The organism is Sphingomonas sp. Ag1 (genome assembly GCF_000980895.1).
In the GTDB taxonomy this organism is placed as follows: Bacteria; Pseudomonadota; Alphaproteobacteria; order Sphingomonadales; family Sphingomonadaceae; genus Sphingomonas; species Sphingomonas panaciterrae.
Genome location: NZ_LAZX01000067.1, coordinates 1 through 22,340, shown reverse-complemented (window position 1 = coordinate 22,340; position 22,340 = coordinate 1). Strand labels below are relative to the sequence as shown.

Below are 22,340 nucleotides of genomic sequence, written 5' to 3'. Positions count from 1 at the left end.
GGATCGGGCCTGACGGATCGGCTGCCGGCGCCACAGGGCGCCGGCAGCCTTTCTTCTTAATTGTCGCTTTCGGTTTCATCCTCAGTGGTGTCGGCGATGTTGAGGATCGCGCCGTCTCCGCCGCTGCGGTAGGCGGCCAGTTCGGTCTTGGTCACCGGCCCCAGCAGCGCATCAAGCTCGGCCGTGATCGCGTCGATCGCACCGCGCAATTCGGTGTAGCGCGCGGCGGCATCGGGCGGCACCTTCTGGTCGCTGCCGTTCAGCTGATTGTAGAGATATACGACATGCGTCTGCAGCCCCGGCTGGCTGTAGCGGATCCTGGGCGTGATCAGCCGCTGCGCGATGCTGCCCAGCGCCTCTTCGCGCCTGGCATCGGGTTGCTTCGCCAGCGCGGCCTGCGCCTGGGTGACGCGCGACACCGCCAGGTTGGTGTCGTGCACCAGCTTCAGCGTGCGCTGGTTGTGCTGATATTGCGCCACCAGATCGGCGTTGGTGATCCCGCTCGCCAGGATGCGGGGATCCTCGACGATCTCCAGCGGCTGGCGCGTGGTGACGCCGCCCGCGACCATCTCCACGGTATAGCTGCCCGGCGGCACCATCGGCCCGGTCGGCGCGCGGCGGCCGCCGCTGGCCGGCGCACCATCTGGCGTGCCGGCAGTACGCAGATCCCAGATGAAGCGATGCATCCCCGGCGTCGCATCGAGGCGCGTCGGATAGGTCGGGCGATAGCGGCCCAGCCCATCGTCATCCGCGCCGCCGCCGCCCGGCGTCGCTGCCTCCCCGGTATCGCTGGTGAAGCGGCGAACCACTGCGCCCGCAGCGTCGCGGATGGTGAGGACCATCGGCGTGGCGGCGGTGCCGGGCGCGATGAAGTAATCGATCTGCGCCCCCGGCAGGATATGCTCCGGCCCGACATTCGGGTCCGATCCCTTGTCGCCCGATGCGTTGATCCGCACCGCACGTGCTGGCTTGTAGAGCCGCGTCGCATCCAGCGTGCCGTCGGTCGGCAGCTGCCGCAGCACGCTGAGGTTATCGAGGATGTAGAAGCCGCGGCCCTGCGTCGACAACACCAGGTCGCCATGCGCCAGCCGCAGGTCGGTGACCGGCGTTGCCGGCAGGTTCAGCTGGAAGTTCTGCCAGCGCGCGCCATTATCGAACGACACGTACAGGCCATATTCGGTACCGGCGTAGAGCAGGCCGGGGCGTTCCGGATCCTCGCGCACGACGCGCGTCGGCTCGTCCGGGGCGATGCCGTTGCGCCCGTCGGTCAGCCGCGTCCACGTCTTTCCATAGTCGCGCGTCGCATAGATGTAGGGCGCGAAATCGCCCATCAGATAGCGGTAGATCGCGGCATAGGCGGTGCCCGGTTCGCGCACGCCCGGCTCGATATTCTGCACCCGGCCACCCTGCGGCAGCCCCTTGGGCGTGACGTTCTGCCACGATTTGCCGCCGTCCTGCGTGACATGGATCAGCCCGTCGTTCGATCCGGCCCAGATCACGCCGGGCCGCACCTTGCTCTCGCGAATGGCGTAGAGCGTCGAATAGACTTCCTCGCCGGTCGCATCGATGGTGATCGGGCTGCCCGAGGCGAATTGCTTGTCCGCCGGGCGCCAGGTGAGGTCGGGGCTGATCGTCTCCCACGTCACGCCGCCGTCGCGCGACCGGTGGACGTATTGCGACCCGTAATAGACGGTGTTCGGCTCGACCGGCGATACTTCCATCGGCGCGGTCCGCTGGAAACGATAGCGCAGGCGATCGGGATCGTTGCCGTACAAGGATTCACTGCCGATCCAGAACCGCTCCTCGTTGAAGTTGGTGCGCATGTCCATGCGGCTGAACTGCCCCTTGCACGCGCCCCACACGATGTTGGGATCGTCGGGCTTGGGCATGATCGGCCCCGTCTCGCACCCCGGGCCGACGCGATAATCCTGCCCGTCGCCCAGCGCGAGCGAGGGGACGATCACGGTCGTATTGTCCTGTTGCGCGCCATAGAGGCGATAGGGAAACTGGTTGTCGACCGCGACCTGGTAGAGCTCGGCCGTCGGCTGGTTGCTCTGCACGCTCCATGTCGCGCCGCCGTCCAGCGAAACATTGGCGCCGCCGTCATTGGCCTGCACCATCACCTTGGGATCGGCGGGGTTGATCCACACGTCATGGTTGTCGCCATGCGGGGTGGGGCGGGTGGCAAAGGTCTTGCCGCCGTCGAGCGATTCAAACCATCCCTCGTTGCCGACGAACACGCGCTCGGCATTGCTCGGATCGACGCCCAGCGTGGTGTAATAGAACGGCCGGGTGACGAGTTTCCCGTCGCCGTTCACCAGCGTCCATGTCGCGCCGGCATCGTTCGACCGGTACAGGCCCTGGCCCGGCTTCGCCTCGATCAAGGCGTAGAGCGTGTCGGGCGCCGCGGCGCTGACGCCGACATTGGCGCGCCCGAACAGGCCGGTGGGCAGGCCGCCGCCCAGCTTCGTCCAGCTGTCACCGCCATCGACCGATTTGTAGATGCCGCCTTCCTTGCCGCCGGAGATGATCGACCACGGCTGGCGAAGCCCGTGCCACATGGTGGCGTAGAGCACCGCCGGGTTGCTCGGGTGATATTCGACATCCGCCGCGCCCAGCCGCTCGTTGAGGAAGAACACCTTCTTCCACGTGCGCCCGCCGTCGCGCGTGCGATAGACGCCGCGATCCTTGCTGTACGCGAACGGATTGCCGCTAGCCGCGACGAACACTTCATCGGGGTTGGTGGGATTGACGCGGATCGTCGCAATCTGGCCGACATCGGGCAGGCCCATGAAGGTCCAGGTTTTGGCGCCATCAACCGATTTGTAGATGCCGCGCCCGATCGACACGTTGCTGCGGATCTTGGACGATCCGGTGCCGGCATAGACGATGTCGGGGTTGCTGTCGGCCACCGCAACCGCACCGATCGGGCCGACCCTGATCTGGCCGTCGGTGGTGTTAACCCATTTGTGGCCAGCATCGGTGGTCTTCCACACGCCGCCGCCGACCGTGCCCATGTAGAAAGTGCGCGGCTGCGTCGGCACGCCCGTCACGGTGGTCACGCGCCCCCCGCGCCACGGCCCGACATGGCGATAGCGCAGGCCCGACCATTGTTTGGCGTCATAGGTCTGCGCGCTGGCGGCGGCCTGCGTCCGGGCCTTCCCCTGCGCGCTGGCCACCTCCGCGATGCCGCCCAGCATGGTGCCCGCAGCGAGCAGCGCCAACGTATATTTCATCTTGTTACCCCCGAGATTCAGAAAACAGTCATGACGGTGTGCGGCGACCCTGTCCAAACATGATGCCGCGCCGCTTGGCCGCCCCCGGCCGGCAGCATCGCGCCGCCGGCCGGGGATCGGCGCTCAGCGGCTCATTTCAGGTCGAACCGGATGCCCAGCCGGAACGTGCGACCGAGATAGTCGAAGAACGTCTGGTTGATGCCAAGGTCGACGTTGGACGTGTCGGACGGCCCCTTGCCGACGGGTGCCGGATCGCGATTGAACAGGTTCGCGACCCGCAGATACAGCTGGCTCTTCGCGCCGCCGATCGGCAGGTCGTAGGCGAAATAGGTGTCGACGTAGAAGGCGCCGTCCACCCGGTTGTTCAGGATCGTCCGGTTGATCGTGTTGCTCGCCGGGCAGTTGATCGCGCACTCCACCCAGTCATTGTTGTACACGCCCGCGCTGATCCCGCGCCCGATCACCTGCATCGAGAAATTGTCCAGCGCGTAGCCAAGCGTCGCCCGGTATGTCCAGTTCGGTGGGCCGCCCCCGGCGGTCTGCCCGACGGTGTCGGTCGGCGCATTGACCCCGTTCGATTCCGACGCCTCCAGATAATGGGTGGCGATGCCGCGGAAGCTGACCGTGCCCGGCAGCGTGGCGGACACGTCGGCCAGATCGAACTGATAGCTCAGCTCGAAATCGATGCCGCGTGCGCGGTTGGACAGGAAGTTATACGGGCTGTTGGCGATCAGATATTCGCTGACGGCCGGCCCCGGTCCGGCGGTGTTGGTGAAACCGTTGCTGCCGAACGGGATGACCTGGTTGCCGATCACCGCCTGCAACCGGCGGCACAATTCGATGTTGCCGGTGAAGCAGCGGTCGACGATCTCCTGCGGCCCCAGCGTCCCGATCGCGCCGTTGATCTTGATGTCGTAATAATCGACCGACAGGCCAAGGCCGGGAATGAACGACGGGCGGAACACCGCGCCAAAGCCCCAGGTGTCGGCCTTTTCGGGTTCCAGCGCGAGGTTGCCGGTCACCGTCTGCGTATAGCGGATCGACAGGTTGTTCTGCCACGGATCGCCGATCGAATTGGTGTTGCGCGCACCGCCCTGGAACAGCTCCGACAGATTGGGCGCACGGATATCGCGGGAGCGCGAGGCACGCAGGCGAAGGTCGCTGATCGGCTCCCAGCTCAGCCCCGCCTTCCATGTCACCACATCGCCAGATTCGCTGTAGCTGGTGTAGCGCGCCGCACCGTTGAACTCGATGTTCAGCGGTAGCGAGACGAGCGATTCCAGATACGCCTCGGTCACCGTGTACGATCCGATCGTCGGCGTGAAATTGCCCGAATACCAGCCGGCGGCATATTCGGCCGGCACATAGCCATCGATCTGTTCCTTGCGGCTTTCCACGCCGAACGCGAGGCCGATCGGCTTCAGCCACGGATTGGTGACATTGGTGCTGAAATTGAGCGAGGCGACGTCCTGCTGGATGCGCCGATCGGCATAGGGCGCACCCATGATGTAATCGACCGCCGCTGCCGAATTGACGCCGATCCCCATGCGGTTGAACGGCACGCACCCGGCCGCCAGCGGATCGGTGCTGCCATCGCGCGTCACGCGGCACACGATCGCGCCGGTCGCATCGCGCACCGCATCCTGCGCAAAGCCCAGCTTCACGCGATTGGCGGAGATCAGCGCTTCCTTCGCATTGGTGATGCCGCGCTGGTAATAACCGTCCCATTTCCATTCGAGCGCCAGGAGATCGAACGATCCCTCGAACCCCGCCAGGTAACGCTGGACGTTGCGGTCATAATGGCTTTCGCGGGTCGGAATGTCCTGGTTCCACGTGCCCAATGTAAAGCCGGCGCCGTTCAGCTGCGACCGGACGGCGGCGGGGATGAAGGCATTGTCGCCGCGGATCGACACATTCGCCTTGTCGGTGTGATAGCCGCCCCAGCTGTCCTGCTTGCTGCGGTTGTACGACAGCTCGGTGAACAGCTGGAAGTTGTCGAGCACGTCGAAGCTGAAGCGGCCGAACACGCTGGTCAGGTCCTCGCCCGGCTGAATCGACGTGCCGTAATAATGCTGGCTGATCTGCCAGTCGCCGCCGATCGTCCAGGGCAGGTTGTTCAGCCGGTTGTTGCCATAATCATAGCGGTTCACCGTGCCGCCCTGGCCGAAATAGGTGCCGCGCAACGGGCCGGAGGTGATGATGCCGCCCCCGGTGGTGGTGTTCAGCCCCGATTGGCCGGCGACCATATATTCCGGCTGGCCGTTGCCGGCGACATAGCGCGGGTTCTGGATCAGGTGGACGCCGCGGTTCTGCCACGCGCGCGGCCCGGCGCCACGCACGCCATCGCGCCGCACGATATTGCCGCTCAGCAACGCGCGGCCGCGCCCGTCGGCGAACTCGACCCCGCCGGTCAGCGTCGCGCGCCAGTTCTGGTCGTCGCCATAGGTGGTCTCGCCATAGCTGACCTCGCCCTTCAGCCCCTTATATTCGCGGTCGAGGATGAAGTTGACGACGCCTGCCACCGCGTCCGACCCATAGACCGACGATGCACCGCCGGTGACGACCTCGACGCTCTTCACCAGCCCTTGCGGGATGGTGTTCACGTCCACCGTCCCCTGCGCAATCGACCCCACCGATCGATGCCCGTCGAGCAGCACCAGCGTGCGCGTGGTGCCCAGCGACCGCAGGTTGATCGTGTTGATCCCGCCCGTGCCGCCGCTCAGCACGCGCTGCGTGTTGGACGGGGTGACGCTGCCTGCGACGGAAGGGATCTGGTTGACGAAATCGGCGACGTTGGCGGGGGCGGAGGCCTGGATGTCGGCAAGGCCGATCACCGTCACCGGCGTCGGCGCGTCATAGCCGTTGCGCACGATGCGCGATCCCGTGACCGTGATCGTCCCGCCGTCACCTTCGGCGGCGGCTGCCTCGCCAAGCTGGTCGGCCGCGTCGGGCACCAGTTCGGGCGTCAGATTGGGCGATGGGGAGGGGGCGGCCGGCACCGGCTGCGCATCCTGTGCATAGGCCGCCTGCGCCCCGGTCAGCAGCATGGCGCTCAGCAAGGCGCGGCGCATCGCCCGCTTCGGCGCCGTATCGGATGGAAGGGTGGGCGACGACAGCCAGTTCTTTACGAGAAATCGCGACGGCGGGGAATGTTGTTCGGCGCCAGCATGTTGATAACAGGCAGACTTGCCGTCGTCGGGAACACGCCCCGACTTCAAGACAGAACGCACGAACACACGCATATGGCCCCCTATGGCTAAGGTTATGTGTTTCCCCTGCGTGGACGGAACGTGCGCCTTTTGGCAGCGCTTATGATTGACGATCAGACAGGCGCATTTGATCGCCTGTCGTCGCTGTTCCTGGTTCAGTGAGGCTAACAGTCGACTTTGCACCGTCAAGCAGAGTCTAATTTGTGGGCCATGCATGTTTGGACCGCGGCCATGCGACATTGCTATGGGCTGGCGCATTGCCAAACCATTGCCGACCATCAATGTTGCAAAGTGTTGCTGGGCCGCCGTACCCGGCCAATACTGCCGCTATCGCGCGGCAATCATGTGTGAAATCGGTAAGCGATGGCCGTGATATTGGCAAGGCTGCCCGCCGCAGCCGCCCGTGCTTCCACCTTGTGACCCGACAGGTGAGGCGCGGCAGTGCACCGCCGCCGGGATCAGGCGGTGCCCACCCCGGTGCGCGCGATGCCGATGCTCTCCCACACGTCGCCCGCATCCTCCAGGTTCAGCGCGCGGCCGATCCGGCGCAGCAGCGCGTCGGGTGCGACGATCGTGACCACCTTCCCCTTCGACAGCACGCCATCCTGGCGCAGCGCCGACAGCTCGCGCGACACCGTCTCGCGCGTGGTGGAGGCGCGTGCTGCCAGCTCGCCATGCGTGGGAAGGGCAAAGGCCCGCCCGCGCGCCAGCCGTGCGGCACGGAGCAATTCCACATAGACGCGATACGTGGCCGGAAGGCAGGCGAGGCAGGTCAGTTGCCGCATGCTGGAAAACAGCATCGCCTCGCGTGCCCGTGTCGCACGCTCGCGCACCCAGCCGGCGCGATGATCGTCATCCAGCCAGGCGATCTGCGTCGGCTGCTCGGCGCGATAGGAAAGCGAGAAGGCGGGGGCGGACAATGTATCCAGCGCCGGCACCACATCGCCGGCCGAAAAACGCACCAGCGGCAGCGTCGCGCCATTGGTCATCGTCAGCTCGGCAATCAGCGCACCGCTTTCCACCATCGCCGCGGCACCCCGGTCGAAACAGTCGAAGCTGTCGCCCGCCCGCACCCGGCTCGAGCGCCGCACGGCGGCCTGACTCGTGATCGCCGTCCCCTCGGGCGGCGCGGCTGGCCACGGCTCTGCGGCGGGCCACGGCTCTGCGACCGGTTCGATCTGCGGGCGTGCTGCTGCCTGGGTGTTCATCGCCATTGCCCCCGCTGCGGCAACCCTCCCCCGAAGGTCGCGCTATGCAAGTGTTCGGGAACGCTAGGGAAAGTGGTCGTGCGCGGGCCAGTCTCATTGCGTCGCAAAGCGTCGCAACATGGCGGATCATCCCTCGATGCGTTCCTGCGCGAGCGGGGGAAGCAGCGTGGTTACCTGCGGATCATCGCGCCACCGCCGGGCGATGCGGCGGGTGAAGCCGGCGGCACCCCATTGTTCGCCATTGGCGCGCGCCCGCGCCAGCGTCGCGAGCAGCTGTGTGCGATCGCCAAAGACGCTGGCGACGAACGCCGCCCAGGAATGATCCGGATCGGCGCTCGCCTCCGCCTGCGATAGCGCGCGGGTCAGCATCACGTCGTACAGCGCGGCCGCGTTGCGCGGCGCCATCTGCTCCACGACCCGCGCATAGCTCGCGAGTTCGGGCGAGCGCCGGATCTCGGCGCGCAGTCGCAGGTGCCGGGCATAGCCTGTGCGATCCCCGCGGGAGAGAGCGATGACGCTCAGGCAGTCGTGAACGCTGGCGAGCGCGGGATAGGCACGCGCCAGTTCGCGCAGCAGCGTCTCCGCCTCTTCGTCATGTCCCGCGTTCCACAAGGCCCAGGCATAATCGGCCAGCAGATAGGGCGCGCCGGGATTCAGCGCGCGCGCGACGTCGAACTCGCGCAGCGCCGCTGCGTCCTCGCCATTGTCGGACAGGATGTTGGCATACCATTGACGCGCCAGTGCATCCTGCGGCGCAGCGGCGATCGCGCGGCGGAACAGCGCGCCGGCTCGCGCCGGATCACGGTCCCGCCAATAGGCGACGACGCCTAGCACGCGCAGCGCGGGCGCGGATTGCGGCGTCGTCGCCAGCAGCGCCTCCGCCTCGCTTTCGGCTCTTTCCAGCGCCAGCGCGTCAGGCAGCGCGCCGAATTCGCGCGCCAGCAGATATCCTTCGGCCAGCGCGGCGCGAATGGCGGGGTGGTCGGGCGCATGGTTGCTCAGGCGGGTCAGCGTCTGGATCGCGCGCTGCAGCCGCTCGGCCGACCGCGAGGCAATGTCATCGCGCGCCTCCAGCACCTGGCGGTGCATCGCCGGGGGCAGCGGCAGCGCGGCTGGGGAAGGGGCGCCGGGTGTCGGCAGAATGCCCGGCGCAAACCTGCCGAGCGCCAGCGCACCCAGGATCAGGACGAGGAAGGCCGCCACGGCGACGCTGATCCGACGCCGCTTCGACTGTTCGTGCCGGGACGTCGCTGCCCGCGGCGCCATCGCCGGTGCGGGCTCGGGCGGCCATCCGGCATCCGCGACGCGGTCAGCGGGTAACAGGTCGGGCTCCGGCGCGCCGGCGGGGTCTGGTTGCGGCCCGGCTGGTGGCGACCCGGCTGGCGGCGGCTCGGCTGGGTGCGGCTCGGCTGGTGACGGGCCATCGCCGTCGCCCCGCACCCAGGCGTCGAGCTCGCTGCGCAGCGCATAAACGGTGCGGCTCTTGCCGCCGGGCAGCGAATGGACCGGCAGCTGGCGTTCGTTCGCCCAGCGGATCACGGTGGAACGATCGCGGCCGATATAGCGCGCAATCGCCTTCCAGCCGTCCAGCCGCTCCTCGCCCCTGTCCATCCTCGCCCGTTCGCTGCGGTTACCGGCGAAGCCGATGAACGGCGGCCTGCCGGCGTGTTCACCCGTTTCTAGCGGCACGCAGCGCCAGGGGAAAACAAGATAAACCATCAGGTGCAGGAGGACGAAGCATCTGTCCCCTGGTGGCACGAAAAGAAACGGGGACGGTGTTATCCGTCCCCGCAGTTCCCGCTGCCTTGGGGGTCAGAGGCGGCAGGCATCATGCCTGCCACGTCATGCAGCGGTCGATTCCGCCAGTGAATCGTCGACGACCTAGGGACTCGCGTCGATCAAAGCGCCGGGCCGCACGTCACACGAGGCGGCGGCGACGACACCATGTTCTTCGCGCCTTTGGCCCCCGCGCGCAGTGACGCCGCGCACGCTGCGCTGTGATCTTCGTCACACCATCCCTTTCCCGCCAGGCTTATGGCCCGACATCGGCGCCGCCGCGCCGGACCCGCAGCGAGGAATGACCGTCGAGTTTCAGCGCCTCGGCAACCCGGTCGTTCCAGCCATAGGGGTCGTTGCGGATCACCGGCGCACCGGCCTCGTCGAACAGCACCGTCTGGTACAGCATGCGCACCGGGATCTGCGCCGGCAGCTTGACGAAGGTTTCCTTGCCGGTCGCCCGCGCCTTGTTCCATTCGTCCAGCACGCCGCCGTCGCGTGCCAGCATCTCGGCAAAGCCAAGCGCATCGTCCACCCGCACGCAGCCGTGGCTGCGCTGGCGCTGGATCATGCCGAACATGGGCTTGGCCGGCGTGTCGTGCAGATAGATGGCATGGTCGTTCTGCATGTCGAATTTGACCAGCCCCAGCGAGTTCTTCGGCCCCGGCTGCTGGACGATCCACCCGTCCTTCCACGCCATGTTGTTGGCCTTGAGATAGCCGGCGCCCTTCTTGGCGATCTCCTTTTCCTGGATCGACCGCGGCACCGTCCAGGTCGGGTTGGCGACCAGGCGGAAGATCGGGGAGCCAAGCTGCGGCGTCTCGGTATCGGGCTCGCCCACCACCACCTTGCGGCTGTCGACCAGTTTGCCGTCGCGCCAGTAGCTGAGCCGTGCGGCGGCGACATTGACGTCGATCCGCGTCGCCGGCGGCGTGCGCTCCAGCCACCGCAGCCGTTCCATGTTGACCGCAATCGCGCGCGCCCGATCGGCGTCCGACATGTTGAGGATCGACAGCGCGTCGTCGCCGATCACGCCATCGGGTTCCATCCCGTAATCGGCCTGCATCGCCTTCACCGCCGCCACCATCGCGGGAGAATAAGCATTGCCGTTCGCCGCCCCCTGATCGAGATAGTCGAGCACCACCAATTGGCGCGCGATGATCGGGATGCGCGGATCGCTGGCGCCCGGCTTGATCAGCTTGCCCGTTTCCGGAACCGCCGGGCTGGCGGTCGCATCCGGGCGGCGCAGCTCCAGATAGGATTGCGACAGGCGGCGATAATTGGCGTCCTGCGGCGCCAGGCTGTCAAGCCATTTGCCGACATCACCCGCCGCCAGCGCCCCGCGGAGACCCTGTTCCAGGTCCGCCTTGGGCCGGGCCACAGTATAGACCTCATATAGTTTCGACGGATCGGTCGCGCCGCTCGCCAGCGCCTTGGCATAGGTCAGCGCAGCCTTGGTCAGCGCGGCGTCATCCTCGCCCTCCACGGCGAATGGCATCTGGTCGAGGCCGTGCGCGGCGCGATTGTCGATCGCCTTGCGCAACTGGTCCTTTGTCTTGCTGGTCCATTTGGCCTCCTGCTGGGCCTCTGCCCCTGCGGCGCCATTTTGAGCCGGTTGATCCTGAACGCTGCACCCCGCCATCAGCGCCGCCATCGACGCTGCGATCACCCACTTTTTCTGCACCGGCTACTCCTTTGAACCACAAAGGAAACGCACCAATGCGCCGCACGCTCCGCCGCCGTGTCGGATCGTGGAAATCGCGCGCGGTCAGATCCCCGCATACCATTGGTAGCCGCGATCCTCCCAATAGCCGCCCTTGCCCAGCCCAAGGTGGTCGAACCGCGCGATCGCCTCGATCCGCATGACATATTTGGCCATCTTGTAACCCAGCTGCCGCTCCACCCGCAGGCGGACCGGCGCGCCATGCGCCACCGGCAGCGGCGCATCGTTCATCTCGTAGGCAAGGATGGTCTGCGGGTGATAAGCGTCAAGCAGCGAGATCGTCTCATAATAATCACCCGTGCCGTCCAGCGTCAGCTCCAGCGTGTCGGCGCAGTAAAAGGCGAGATATTTCGCCGTTGGCTTCAGCCCCGCGCGGTCGAGCAGCGGCCCCAGCCGCGCCCCCTTCCACCCGGCGATGCACGACCATCCCTCGACGCAATCGTGCCGCGTGATCTGCCGGCGAGCGGGGGCGGCGCGCAGATCGGCGAGCGACAGCGACAGCGGCCGTTCAACCAGCCCGCCGATCTCCAGCCGCCAGTCGGCAAAGCCGTTCGCCGCCAGCGCCTGATATTCCCCGCTGTCGGGCTGCGTGCTGCCATTGGCGCGGAAATCGCGCGAGATCGCGCTGGCGGGATATTCGCGCGCCAGCGTGCGATCGCCGGCCAGGTCGTACAGCGCCTGGTTCAGCCCGTCGGCGCTCGACAGCAACCGGTTGACCCCTTGCGACTGCGTCAGCCGGTCGCACCCGGCGGTCGCCAGCCCGAGCAATGAGGCGCCGCCGCCGCGCAGCCAGGCCCGGCGGCTGATCGCTCGATCGCTCATGCCGCGCGCTCCTCCACGCTCGCCGCCGGCTCCGGCCGGATCGCAAACCATCCGGTGACCATCGACCGCAGTTCGTTGAGCGGGCCGGCCAGCACCACCATCGCGACATGCACCACCACGAACAGCACCAGCCCGCCCGCCGCCAGGAAATGCAGGAAGCGCGCGCTCTGCCGCCCGCCCAGCATCACCGTCAGCCACGGCAGCAGCGCATTGACCGCCGGCGACATCGCCAGCCCGGTCAGGATCATCAGCGGCAACAGGCCGAAGACGACCGGCAGATAGGACAGTTTCTGCAGCACATTGTAGCGCCGGGCCTCCTCGCCATGCGGCAGGCGCAACCGCGCGTGATCGGCGATCGCCCGGCCCAGATGCGCCAGATCGGCGCGACCGGGGATCAAGGTGCGGCGCACCCGACCGCTCGCCAGCCCTTGCGCCAGATAAAGCATCCCGTTCAGCACGAAGATCCAGGCGAAGAAGAAATGCCAGCGTCGCCCCGCGCCGAGGTCAAGCTCCGCCGGCAACGTCGCCCAGGCCGGCACCGCGCGCGGCACCATCTGTCCGTCAGTGGTGCGCGACGCGCCCAGGACGCCGGTCGTGTCAAACGTCCGGCCGAACATCCTGAGCGCGCCGCGCGTCTCGCCATCATCATTGGTGGTGGTGACGATCGCCGCCGCCGGATCGGCGAAGCGCGACGTGTCCCCCCAGTAGAAGGCCGGGTGGGCACACAGGATCTGCAGGCCGCTCAGCAGCAGCACCAGGATGCACGCCGCATTGATCCAGTGCGTCAGCCGCACGATCGGACCATGGCGATAGATCAGGATCCGGCCACGTCCGACCGGTCTGTCCGCCTTCATCGCTTCGCCCTCCCGGCCGAACTCGGTTCCTCAGCCGATCACATCGGCGGCGCGGAGCCGTTGGCGCCGACCGCGACCGAATTGGTCGCCAGCCCGCCCGGCGTCATCGCCGCCGGGATGAACACCCGCGCGCCCACCTTGACAAGCGAACGCGGGCCCGGCCCGATCTGAACGATCGGCGTCCTGGGCGGCACGACGATGCGGCGGTTGCCGGTCGGATAGCTGACGGTGAAGGATCGGCCCTGCGGGCTGGCGACGACCTTGCCCACCGTGCCGTTGGTCATCATCGAGCCTTTCTTGAGGCCCCAGCCATAATGCCCCTCGCCGACCTTCACGCCCGGCGGAAACACATGCACTTCCAGCGACCGGCCGGTGCCGTCGGCCTGCGGCATTTCCGCCGTGCCGATGAAGCTGCCGCTCTTGATCTGCTCCACCGACACCGGCTTCGTCACCTGGACGTTCCAGTCTGGCGCCAGCTTCACTGTCTCGGTCTTGCCGGCGGCGGTCTTGACGCGAAGCGCGGCGGGCGAGACGCCCGTCACGGTACCGCGCAGGAACTGCATCTGTGGTGTGGCGGCCGGATCAGCCGCAACCGGCGTCGCGGCAAACAGCACCGCACAGGCGGCGCTCATGGTCGAATAGCGCATTCGAACCTCTCCCAATGGGTGTGACGCTCGTGGCGCCACGATGCGCCGACGCTTTTCTCACGCCGACTCGCTTATAGTAGCGCGCAGCTAGATTGCGCACAATACAATAAGCGATGCTCCGTGCTGCGTGCTACCACGACCTTGTTGTAACAGGCCGTATCCGCTGGATAGCCGGTTCAAGCGCAGCCGGAGTCACGGATGATGGGCGAGAGGCAGATGGATCAGGACATGCATTCTGGCGGCGCGGCAGCGCTGCCGGCCGATTTCGCGTCGGAGGCGCTGAAGCTCGAATGGCAATTGTGCTTCCCGCTCTACGCCGCCTCGAACCTGCTGACCCGGCTCTATCGCCCGGCGCTCGACGAGCTGGGGCTCACCTACCCGCAATATCTCGTCATGCTGGTCCTGTGGGAAAATGACCGGCAGAGCGTCAGCCAGATCGGCCGCCGCCTGTATCTCGACAGTGGCACGCTGACCCCGCTGCTGAAACGCATGGAGGCGAACGGCCTCATCGCGCGCCGCCGCGACGTGGAGGATGAACGCCGCGTGCTCATTTCGCTGACCGCAAAGGGCGACAAGCTGCGCGACGTGGCGCGGCATGTCCCTGAAAAGATGGTGACCAACCCCGCGCTCACCCCGGAGGAGGGCGAAACCCTGCGCCGCATCGCGCGCAAGCTGGTGGAAAACCTCGCCGCCCGGCCGGAACTGTCGGGGCGCGGCGGCGCGGGCTGAGCGGCGCGGCCGTCCGGCGCTACAGGTCGCGGTAGCGGTCCAGCAGCGCGCTGGTCACGCCATTGGTCCAGCCAAAACCGTCCTGCGTCGGATATTCGCCGCCGCCGCCGGGCTTGCGCTCCTCGACGTCATATTTCTCCAGCATCTTGCCGGTGTCGGCATAAGCGGCCGTGACCGTCCCCAGCCAGCGCCGCGCGATCTCCTTCGCCAGCGCGCGTTCGCCATTCTTCTCCAATCCGGCGATCGCGATGCATTGCAGCGGCGCCCAGCCGTTGGGCGCATCCCATTGCTGCCCGGTGCGCAGCGGCGTGGTGCGCAGGCCGCCGGGCGCCAGCAACGTGCTGCGCACCGTGGCAGCAACAGCGCGCGCCTGCTCGGGCGAGGCAGCGCCCGCGAACAGCGGATACAGCATCGCCGCGGTCACCGCCGATGTCGGCGCCTGCGTCACCCGGTCCCAGTCGCCGTAGCGCCCTTGATCGGCGACCCAGAAATACCGGTTCAGCGCTGCGCGCCGCTGCTGCGCCAGTCTGGTGAACCGCGCCTGAGTCGCCCGATCCCCGGCCGCCCCGGCACGCCGCGCAATCGCCTCCTCCATGATCAGCATCAGGCTGTTGAGATCCACCGGCACGATCTCCGTGGTGCGGATCGAGGCGAGCCGCTTCGGATCGGCCAGCCAGCGGCTGCTGTAATCCCACCCGCTTTCCGCCCCCGCGCGCAGGTGGCGATAGATCACCTCTGCGCCGCGTGAGGGGTCCTCGGCGGCGGTCGCGACATCCTCGGCGTAGGATTCGTCGCGCGGCAGCGGGCGATCGTCCCAATATCGGTTCAGCAATGTGCCATCGGGCATCCGCACCACCCGCGCGCACGCCCCGCTCGCGTCGAGGCAGGCGGCGCCCTTCATCCAATAGGCATGTTCCCGCTTCAGCGCCGCCAGCCGCCGCGCGGCGAGCGCCGGGTCCTGGTCCTTCGACAGGTTCAGCATCAGCGCAAAGAAGGGCGGCTGCGATCGTCCCAGATAGTAACTGCGCATCCCGTTGGGGATATGGCCATAGCGTTCGATCGTGTCGGTGAAATCCGCCAGCATCGTCTCGACCAGCGGCTGCTGATCGTCGACCGCCAGGCCCAGCATCGTGAAATAGCTGTCCCAATAATACATTTCGCGAAAGCGCCCGCCCGGCACCACATAGGGCTGCGGCATCGGCAGCGCGGAGGAACCCGCGACCACCGGATCGGCGGGCCGCACCAGCATCGGCCACAGGCTGCGGATATGCTGCCTCAGATCGCCGGGCTGGCGATCGTTGACCCCCGGCACGGTGAAATTGGCCAGCACGAACGCACGCAGCGCCGCCGCATCGCGCGGCCGCTGCCGGCGGTAATCCGCCATGATCGCCGCCGGGTCACGCTTTGCCGTGGCATCGACGAAGGTCTTGCCGTCAGGGAAGATCCGCAGCGTCTGCACCGCGCGGAACAGGTCGCCATATAATGCGGCGGGGGACGCAGGCGCGGCCGCTCGCGCCGCGGCCGGCATCGCGCTCTGTCGGGCAAGGGCAGGGGCGGCGGGCTGGGCGAGGAGAGCGCCAAGGATCAGTATCGTTCCAGCCTTCGCCCGCCATTGCCGCATGCCTCACCTCGCTTCTGTCCACCGGGCCATCCCGCCCCGCTCTGTAGCCGCAACGCAGCAGCAGGCGCGCGGTTCGCCACATACGTCCCGCTTCGTCCAGCCGCCGCTTTGCGTTTGACATAAGTGAAACACGTTATAGGTTCTTCGCCAAAAGCGAGAGGATGCCATGGTCGTCGACTGGGCGGAAAAGCGTGCCGCGTACCAGCGGGACGGGGTGGTCCACATCCCGGGCCTGCTCGATCCCGCGCAACTCGCCGCCACGCTCCGGGCGTGGGAATGGAGTCTGGCCAACCCCACGCCGCGCAACGCCCCCGCGCTGAAGCGTCACGGCACCCCGCTGTTCTACAATGATTCCTTCCACCCCGACGTACTCGATGGCTACGCTGAGATGCTGGAAAGCTCGCCGATCCCGGCCGCCTGCGCGCAGCTGTGGGGCCGCGATCCCGTCTGGTTCATCTACGAACAGGTGTTCCTCAAGGAAGGCGGCGATACCCGCCGCACCCCCTGGCATCAGGACGGCTCCTACATCCCGATGGATGGCGAGGATAATGCCGTCGCCTGGATCACCTTCGAACCGCTCGCGCGCGAGGACAGCCTGGAATTCATCCCCGGCTCGCATCGGGGCCCGATGTACAACACCTCGGCCTTCGACCCCAATGACGACACCCGCCCGATCGACGATCGCCTGTCGCTCCCCCGCCTGCCCGATGTCGAGGCGGAGCGTGACCGGCATGACATCGTCTCCTGGGCGGTCGAGCCGGGCGACGTCATCTTCTTCCACTTCCGCACCCTGCACGGCGGCGCGCCGACGCGCCCCGGCCAGCGCCGCCGCACACTGACGCTGCGCTTCTTCGGGGAGCGCACGCATTATGATCCCAAGGCGGCGAAATCCCTGCCCAACTTCCCCGACATGGCGACCAAGCTGAAGCCGGGCGACCCGATGCGCGCGCCCGGTTTCCTGCGCCTCCACCCAAAGACGGCCGCAACCGCGTGACCCAGCGCCGCGCCACCACGACAAGGAGAGCATCGCGATGAAGGATTTCGGCGGAAAGCTGGCGGTGGTCACCGGCGGTGGCACCGGCATGGGCCGCGAACTGGTGCGCCAGCTTGTTGCCGAGGGCGCCAGCGTCGCGATGTGCGACCTGTTCGCCGACAGCATGGCCGAAACCGTCGCGCTGTGCGAGGCGGACGGCGTGCCGCAGGGCGTGCGCATCACCAGCCACATCGCCGACGTCGGCGAGGAGGATCAGGTCACACGCTTCGCCGCCGAGGTCGCACGCGATCACCAGAGCGATCACATCCACCTTCTCTTCAACAATGCCGGCATCGGCGGCGGCGGCAGCTTCGTGCTCGACGACCGCGCCGAATGGGACCGCGTGTTCCAGATCTGCTGGTTCGGCGTCTATTATTCCTGCCGCGCCTTCTTCCCGATGCTGGAGCGCGCGAGCGAAGGACATATCGTCAATACGTCGAGCGCCAACGGCTTCTGGGCGGCGCTGATGCCCGGCGTGTCCCAGACCGCCTACAGCGCGGCGAAGTTCGCGGTGAAGGGCTTCACCGAGGCGCTGGTGACGGACCTGCGCAACTATGCCCCGCATATCAGGGCGTCGATCGTCATGCCCGGCGGCATCGGCACGCCGATCGGCCTCAATTCGCGCCGCGTGCTGGCCGGCGGGATGACTGATGTCGCGCGCCGCAAGCTGCGCCAGCATCTGAAGATGATCGGCATGGAAGGCGCCGACACGATGGACGATGCCGCGCTGGAGGCGGCGCAGGCGATGCTCGCCAAGCGGTTCGAGGAACTCGCGCCGACAAGCGCCGCGCGCGCCGCGACGATCATCCTTGATGGCGTGAAGGCCGAACGCTGGCGCATCCTGGTGGGCGAGGATGCCGAGCGGCTCGACCGCCGCGTCCGCGCCGAGCCGGAGCGCGCCTATGACCCCGATTTCCTCGCCTACGCCGCAGAATAGCGCCGGGGCAACCTACTCAAAAAAGAACGGAGAGGCACGATGAGCAACAGCGAGACCCAGGAGGCGGTGCTCGAGGCTGATTTCGACATCGAGGCGCTGCGCGCGCGCTACAAGGCGGAGCGTGACAAGCGCCTGCGCACCGATGCCGACCGTCAGTACAAGGAGCTGTCCGGCGATTACGCCCGCTACGCCGAGGAAGACCCCTATGTCGAACCCGGCTTCACCCGCGAGCCGCTGACCGATTTCGTCGAGGTGGCGGTGATCGGCGGCGGGTTCAGCGGGATGCTCGCCGCCGCGCGGCTGAAGGAAAAGGGCGTTACTGACCTGCGCATCATCGAGGCGGGCGGCGACTTCGGCGGCACCTGGTATTGGAACCGCTACCCCGGCGCGCAATGCGACATCGAAAGCTATTGCTATTTGCCGCTGCTCGAGGAGCTGAATTACCTCCCCAAGGAGAAATATTCCTACGTCACCGAAATCTACGAACACTGCCAGCGCATCGGGAAACATTATGATCTCTATCCGATCACGCTGTTCCAGACGCGCGTCTCAGAACTCGTTTGGGATGACGCCGAAAAGGTCTGGGTGATCCGCACCAATCACGGCGATGCGATCCGCGCGCGCTTCGTCGTCTCCGCCCTCGGCACCGCCAGCCGCGCCAAGCTGCCCGGCATTCCCGGCATCGAAAGCTTCGAAGGGCACAGCTTCCACACCAGCCGCTGGGACTATGGCTATACCGGCGGCGACACGACCGGAAACCTGTGGAAGCTGGAGGACAAGACCGTCGCGATCATCGGCACTGGCGCCACTGCGATCCAGTGCATCCCCGCGCTCGGCCGCCATGCCAAGCAGCTCTACGTGTTCCAGCGCACGCCCTCCTCGGTCGACACGCGCGGCAACAAGCCGACCGATCCCGAATGGGCGCAGTCGCTGCAACCCGGGTGGCAGCGCGCACGGCGGCACAATTTCGCCGACATTATCGAAGGCCGCCCGTTCGAACATGATCTCGTCAACGACAATTGGACCTCGATCTTCCGCGAGGTGCAGTCCTTCGTCATCCGCAACGCGAAGACGATGGGGCCGGAGGCGGCGATCCGCCACGCCGAGGTCGCCGACTTCCGCAAGATGAACCGCATCCGCCAGCGCGTCGACGAGGTAGTGAAGGATCCCGACACTGCCGAAAAGCTGAAGCCCTGGTATCGTCAGTTCTGCAAGCGGCCGACCTTCAACGACGAATTCCTCCCCACCTTCAATCGCCCCAACGTGACCCTGGTCGACGTCAGCGAAAGCAAGGGCGTGGAACGGATCACGCCCAAGGGCCTCGTCGCCAACGGCCGCGAGTACGAGGTGGATTGCATCATCTACGCCTCGGGGTTCGAGATCACGACCTCGTTCAAGCGCCGCGTCGGCTTCGACATCAAGGGGCGCGATGGCGTGCTGCTGCACGATCATTGGGCCAATGGGTACAAGACGCTGCACGGCTTCGCGACCACCGGCTTTCCCAACTGGTTCTATATCGGCGTGTCGCAGAACGGCCTGTCGGTGAACATGACCGCGATGTTCGACGATCAGGCGCAGCACATCGCCTATATCATCGCCGAGGCGAAGAAGCGCGGCGCGACCGAGGTGGAGCCGACGCCCGAGGCGCAGGACGCCTGGGTCACGACGATCAAGAAGCTGTCGGTGGTGAACCGCGCCTATCTCGAAAGCTGCACGCCCGGCTATTACAACAATGAGGGCGATCTGGAGGGTGGCCAGGCGGGGCAGACCTATGCGCCCGGCATCAATGCCTTCAACGCCTTGCTCGCCGACTGGCGCAACAATGGCGAGCTGCAGGGGCTGGCGCTGCGCGCTTAGGCTCAGCCCAGCAGGGGCGCCGGCGTCTCGGCGCCCTCGCGCGCCATGATCCGGGGTGCGGGCGCGCAGCCGCACCGCACCGGATCATGCGCGATCATGTCGCCGCTCGCGATGACGCTGAACGTGCGCTCGTCGACATAGCGGACCGGCTCGCCGTTCAGCATCGCCAGCCGGGCAGCGCCATAGCGATGGTGCTGCCCGTTGGCATCGTGCAACGTGAACACCGCGCGCTGCTCCACCACGAACAGCGGCAGGCCGGCGGCATCGGTGCAGCGGTGGCGGGCGAGTTCCTCGATCACCCGCTTATGATCCGCTGATCGGCGTGACGCTGACGATGCGCAGCAGTCGCTCGCGCCCGTCGCGATCGGGCCAGCTGATCGACCGGCCGGCGCGCATCCCGATCAGCCCGGCGCCGATCGGGGTCAGGATCGACACGCGCCCCTGCGCGATATCGGCGTCGCCGGGATAGACCAGCTCCACCATGCGCCGTGCGCCGCTCTTCTCGTCGACGAATTCGATGCGCGAATTCATCACCACGGTCTGGTCGGGCAGGTCGGCCGCGTCGCACACTTCGGCGCGGTCCAGCTCTGCCAGCAGCATCGCGGCGGCGCGGGGGTGCCGGCGCTCGGCACTCAACGCCAGTTCGGCCAGCGCGTCGCATTCGTCCGCGACGAGGAAGATTGGCGGCGATTCCACCGCAATCGAGGGGTGATGGTCCATGACAGTTCAGCTTTCTTCCGCTTTATCGACGGCAGGAATCCGGAATTGTCCGGCCCTGCCCACAGGTCTGATCGACAAAGGCCCGAACTCAGGCGGCGCGCGGCCGTCCGGAGCCCGGGCTACGGGCGCGCGGCGAGTTGCCCGGCGTGGTGGCGAAAGCGCCTGAATGTCGCGGAAGCGTACATCTTCCGAATTTGATGATCGCGGGCCGCCGAGTCAACCTTGCCGGCCGCAACGGCGCGATGGCACGGTGGCGGGGCGGGGCGTCAGCGCGCCGCGATCAGCGCCGCCGCGACATGGTCATACATCCACGCCGTCCGCGTCGTGCCGCGATTGGACAGGACGATCATCATCGCGTCCTCGTCGGGAAAGCGCTGGAAATCGGTGATATAGCCGTTGGTGCCGCCGGTGTGACCGATCATGGCCGTGCCACGCGGCGCCTGGATCGCAACGCCCAGCCCGAACGCCGCGCCCGCCTTGCCGTCGGGCGGCGCCACGGGGTTGCGGATCATCTCCGCCTGCAACGCCGGGCCGATGATCTTGCCTTGGCGAAGCGCTGCATCCAGCGCGATGAAATCCGCCGCGCTCGCCCGCACCGCGCCCGCGCCCAGCTGAACGAACGCCCAGTTCACCGCCTCGTTCAGCGCCCCGCGCTCGCCATTATAGCCCTTGGCCAGCCCCGGCTCGCTGACCGGGACGAGGTGCCCGGCCTCGATCGATGGCGGTTCGATGCTGGCGCTGCGCATCCCCGCGGGGCGGAACACCATCTGCTCGACCAAGCTGGCGAAGGGCGTGCCGGTCGCCCGCGCCGCCGCGTCGGCGAGCAGCTCGAACCCGAAATTGTTGTAGCGCCGCATCGTGCCCGGCGCGCTTTTCAGCGCCCGTTCGCCCGGCGTCAGCGCGGCGAAGAGGTCGCGCATCGCCGCCGGATGGTCGCTGCGATAGTGATACAGCAGGCGAAGCGTCAGATCGTCGATCCCCGACGTGTGGTTCAGCAACATGCGCAGCGTGACGCCCGACCATTCCGCCGGCGCATCGGCGAGATAGGCGGTGATCGGCTGGTCGAGCGACAGGGTGCCGTTCTCGACCAGCGCCATGACGGTGAGCGCGGTGATATACTTGCTGACCGAATAGATCTTGAACCGCGTGCCGCGCGTCACCGCCACCTGATTGACGATATCCGCCATCCCGCAACTGCGCTGCAACGCCTCGCGGCCCCGGATGCGGATGATCACCACGCCGGAGAACCGCCCCTCGGCGCATTCCGCATCGATCCGCGCGCCGATCGCCGCCAGCGCCTCGGGCGGGGCGGGAAGCGGCTTAGCGGCAACAGTCAGCATGGCGGTACAGGCGAGGGCGATCTTGCGGAACACGGGCACATCCTCATTGACTACATCTGTAGTCGTAACGTCCCCGCTCGCTACCTGCAAGGTGCCGCTTCGGAACAGATGTGTGCCGCCCCGGTTATCCTGATGCTGTCCGCCAAGGGAGAAGATAGATGAAGACCATGGTTCTCGCACTTGCCGCCGCCACCTTGGTCGCCGGTTGCGGCAATAACGGCCGCGATGCCGCCGCCGAGCGGATGGAGGACGCCGCCGAGGCCAATGCCGCCGCCGCTGGCCCGACGCCGGTCGCGCTGGGGCTGAGCGAGGCGCAGCTGCTCGACGCCGACCTCATCGGCCCGAACAATGTCGAGATCGGCGAGGTGCAGAGCCTGGTGCGCAACGCCTCGGGCGCCGTGGAGGGCCTGATCGTCGAGGTGGAGGACACCAATCCCGACCGCTACGTCCAGATTCCGCTGACCGGCCTCAACGTCGTGCAGCGCGGCGACGATCGCGACCTGTCGACCACCATGACGCGTGACCAGCTCGCCGCGCTGCCGGACGTGCCGCTCCCGGCGCGCTGACCCCCAGCGGCGGGCGCTGGGCCGGCGGGCTGAACCGGCGGGTCGACAGCCGACCCCCCCCC

Annotated in this window: 17 protein-coding genes; 5 read left to right on the top strand and 12 right to left on the bottom strand. The window is 67.2% G+C overall.

Annotated elements, in window-relative coordinates; translation table 11 throughout:
* Positions 1-56: 56 nt before the first annotated feature.
* The 8 genes from XM50_RS01685 to XM50_RS01650 all read right to left on the bottom strand — a co-directional run bounded on the left by XM50_RS01685 (position 57) and on the right by XM50_RS01650 (position 13,475).
* On the bottom strand, positions 57-3,236 hold the full coding sequence (locus tag XM50_RS01685) for a WD40/YVTN/BNR-like repeat-containing protein (protein ID WP_231621820.1): 3,180 nt from the start codon (positions 3,234-3,236) through the stop codon (positions 57-59).
* Positions 3,237-3,367: 131 nt separating this feature from the next.
* Positions 3,368-6,307, bottom strand: a complete 2,940-nt coding sequence (locus XM50_RS01680) for a TonB-dependent receptor domain-containing protein (protein WP_052742371.1) — start codon at positions 6,305-6,307, stop codon at positions 3,368-3,370.
* A 596-nt stretch (positions 6,308-6,903) separates the two neighbouring features.
* On the bottom strand, positions 6,904-7,659 hold the full coding sequence (locus XM50_RS19060) for a Crp/Fnr family transcriptional regulator (protein WP_052742369.1): 756 nt from the start codon (positions 7,657-7,659) through the stop codon (positions 6,904-6,906).
* Between the two features lie 120 nt (positions 7,660-7,779).
* A complete protein-coding gene (locus tag XM50_RS01670; protein ID WP_046406858.1) occupies positions 7,780-9,264 on the bottom strand; it encodes a hypothetical protein in 1,485 nt (494 codons plus the stop codon).
* A gap of 421 nt (positions 9,265-9,685) precedes the next feature.
* On the bottom strand, positions 9,686-11,113 hold the full coding sequence (locus XM50_RS01665; protein WP_231621819.1) for a L,D-transpeptidase family protein: 1,428 nt from the start codon (positions 11,111-11,113) through the stop codon (positions 9,686-9,688).
* Positions 11,114-11,197: 84 nt separating this feature from the next.
* The gene (locus tag XM50_RS01660) at positions 11,198-11,974 is read right to left on the bottom strand and encodes a molybdopterin-binding protein (RefSeq protein ID WP_046406863.1); all 777 of its coding nucleotides are present in this window, start codon (positions 11,972-11,974) and stop codon (positions 11,198-11,200) included.
* The gene (locus XM50_RS01655; protein ID WP_046406856.1) at positions 11,971-12,828 is read right to left on the bottom strand and encodes a cytochrome b/b6 domain-containing protein; all 858 of its coding nucleotides are present in this window, start codon (positions 12,826-12,828) and stop codon (positions 11,971-11,973) included. The genes XM50_RS01660 and XM50_RS01655 overlap by 4 nt, the downstream gene beginning before the upstream one ends.
* A 38-nt stretch (positions 12,829-12,866) precedes the next feature.
* A complete protein-coding gene (locus XM50_RS01650; RefSeq protein ID WP_046406855.1) occupies positions 12,867-13,475 on the bottom strand; it encodes a hypothetical protein in 609 nt (202 codons plus the stop codon).
* 216 nt (positions 13,476-13,691) lie between these two features.
* Here XM50_RS01650 and XM50_RS01645 point away from each other — a divergent pair, with 216 nt between their 5' ends.
* Positions 13,692-14,204: a MarR family winged helix-turn-helix transcriptional regulator gene (locus tag XM50_RS01645; RefSeq protein WP_082102636.1), complete on the top strand. Its 513-nt coding sequence runs from the start codon at positions 13,692-13,694 to the stop codon at positions 14,202-14,204.
* A 19-nt stretch (positions 14,205-14,223) separates the two neighbouring features.
* Here XM50_RS01645 and treA read toward each other — a convergent pair whose 3' ends face one another.
* A complete protein-coding gene (gene treA, locus XM50_RS01640; protein WP_082102635.1) occupies positions 14,224-15,825 on the bottom strand; it encodes an alpha,alpha-trehalase TreA in 1,602 nt (533 codons plus the stop codon).
* Between the two features lie 166 nt (positions 15,826-15,991).
* Here treA and XM50_RS01635 point away from each other — a divergent pair, with 166 nt between their 5' ends.
* Genes XM50_RS01635 through XM50_RS01625 form a run of 3 tightly spaced genes read left to right on the top strand, consistent with a single transcriptional unit; the run spans position 15,992 to position 19,652 of the window.
* Positions 15,992-16,819 (top strand): phytanoyl-CoA dioxygenase family protein, encoded by an 828-nt coding sequence (locus XM50_RS01635; RefSeq protein WP_046406851.1) that lies wholly within the window; start codon positions 15,992-15,994, stop codon positions 16,817-16,819.
* 37 nt (positions 16,820-16,856) lie between these two features.
* Positions 16,857-17,795, top strand: coding sequence for an SDR family NAD(P)-dependent oxidoreductase (locus tag XM50_RS01630; RefSeq protein ID WP_046406850.1), 939 nt, complete (start codon positions 16,857-16,859; stop codon positions 17,793-17,795).
* Between the two features lie 39 nt (positions 17,796-17,834).
* Complete coding sequence (locus tag XM50_RS01625; protein WP_046406848.1) at positions 17,835-19,652, top strand: flavin-containing monooxygenase; 1,818 nt, start codon at positions 17,835-17,837, stop codon at positions 19,650-19,652.
* Positions 19,653-19,654: 2 nt separating this feature from the next.
* Here the strand turns inward: XM50_RS01625 and XM50_RS01620 are convergent, their stop codons facing one another.
* The 3 genes from XM50_RS01620 to XM50_RS01610 all read right to left on the bottom strand — a co-directional run bounded on the left by XM50_RS01620 (position 19,655) and on the right by XM50_RS01610 (position 21,745).
* The gene (locus XM50_RS01620) at positions 19,655-19,951 is read right to left on the bottom strand and encodes a hypothetical protein (RefSeq protein WP_046406846.1); all 297 of its coding nucleotides are present in this window, start codon (positions 19,949-19,951) and stop codon (positions 19,655-19,657) included.
* A 4-nt stretch (positions 19,952-19,955) separates the two neighbouring features.
* Positions 19,956-20,372: a nucleoside diphosphate kinase regulator gene (rnk, locus tag XM50_RS01615; RefSeq protein ID WP_046406845.1), complete on the bottom strand. Its 417-nt coding sequence runs from the start codon at positions 20,370-20,372 to the stop codon at positions 19,956-19,958.
* A gap of 266 nt (positions 20,373-20,638) precedes the next feature.
* Positions 20,639-21,745, bottom strand: a complete 1,107-nt coding sequence (locus XM50_RS01610) for a serine hydrolase domain-containing protein (protein ID WP_046406843.1) — start codon at positions 21,743-21,745, stop codon at positions 20,639-20,641.
* 125 nt (positions 21,746-21,870) lie between these two features.
* Between XM50_RS01610 and XM50_RS01605 the strand changes: the two genes are divergently transcribed.
* Positions 21,871-22,278 (top strand): hypothetical protein, encoded by a 408-nt coding sequence (locus XM50_RS01605; RefSeq protein WP_052742367.1) that lies wholly within the window; start codon positions 21,871-21,873, stop codon positions 22,276-22,278.
* Positions 22,279-22,340: the final 62 nt, after the last annotated feature.

Bases quoted from the DNA above. Each gene is read 5' to 3' on its own strand.
- XM50_RS01625 (WP_046406848.1), top strand. From the start codon at position 17,835: ATGAGCAACAGCGAGACCCAGGAGGCGGTGCTCGAGGCTGATTTCGAC.
- XM50_RS01660 (WP_046406863.1), bottom strand. From the start codon at position 11,974: ATGAGCGATCGAGCGATCAGCCGCCGGGCCTGGCTGCGCGGCGGCGGC.
- XM50_RS01655 (WP_046406856.1), bottom strand. From the start codon at position 12,828: ATGAAGGCGGACAGACCGGTCGGACGTGGCCGGATCCTGATCTATCGC.
- XM50_RS01650 (WP_046406855.1), bottom strand. From the start codon at position 13,475: ATGCGCTATTCGACCATGAGCGCCGCCTGTGCGGTGCTGTTTGCCGCG.
- XM50_RS19060 (WP_052742369.1), bottom strand. From the start codon at position 7,659: ATGGCGATGAACACCCAGGCAGCAGCACGCCCGCAGATCGAACCGGTC.
- XM50_RS01630 (WP_046406850.1), top strand. From the start codon at position 16,857: ATGAAGGATTTCGGCGGAAAGCTGGCGGTGGTCACCGGCGGTGGCACC.
- treA (WP_082102635.1), bottom strand. From the start codon at position 15,825: ATGCGGCAATGGCGGGCGAAGGCTGGAACGATACTGATCCTTGGCGCT.
- XM50_RS01605 (WP_052742367.1), top strand. From the start codon at position 21,871: ATGAAGACCATGGTTCTCGCACTTGCCGCCGCCACCTTGGTCGCCGGT.
- XM50_RS01685 (WP_231621820.1), bottom strand. From the start codon at position 3,236: ATGAAATATACGTTGGCGCTGCTCGCTGCGGGCACCATGCTGGGCGGC.
- rnk (WP_046406845.1), bottom strand. From the start codon at position 20,372: ATGGACCATCACCCCTCGATTGCGGTGGAATCGCCGCCAATCTTCCTC.
- XM50_RS01635 (WP_046406851.1), top strand. From the start codon at position 15,992: ATGGTCGTCGACTGGGCGGAAAAGCGTGCCGCGTACCAGCGGGACGGG.
- XM50_RS01680 (WP_052742371.1), bottom strand. From the start codon at position 6,307: ATGCGCCGCGCCTTGCTGAGCGCCATGCTGCTGACCGGGGCGCAGGCG.
- XM50_RS01645 (WP_082102636.1), top strand. From the start codon at position 13,692: ATGGATCAGGACATGCATTCTGGCGGCGCGGCAGCGCTGCCGGCCGAT.
- XM50_RS01670 (WP_046406858.1), bottom strand. From the start codon at position 9,264: ATGGACAGGGGCGAGGAGCGGCTGGACGGCTGGAAGGCGATTGCGCGC.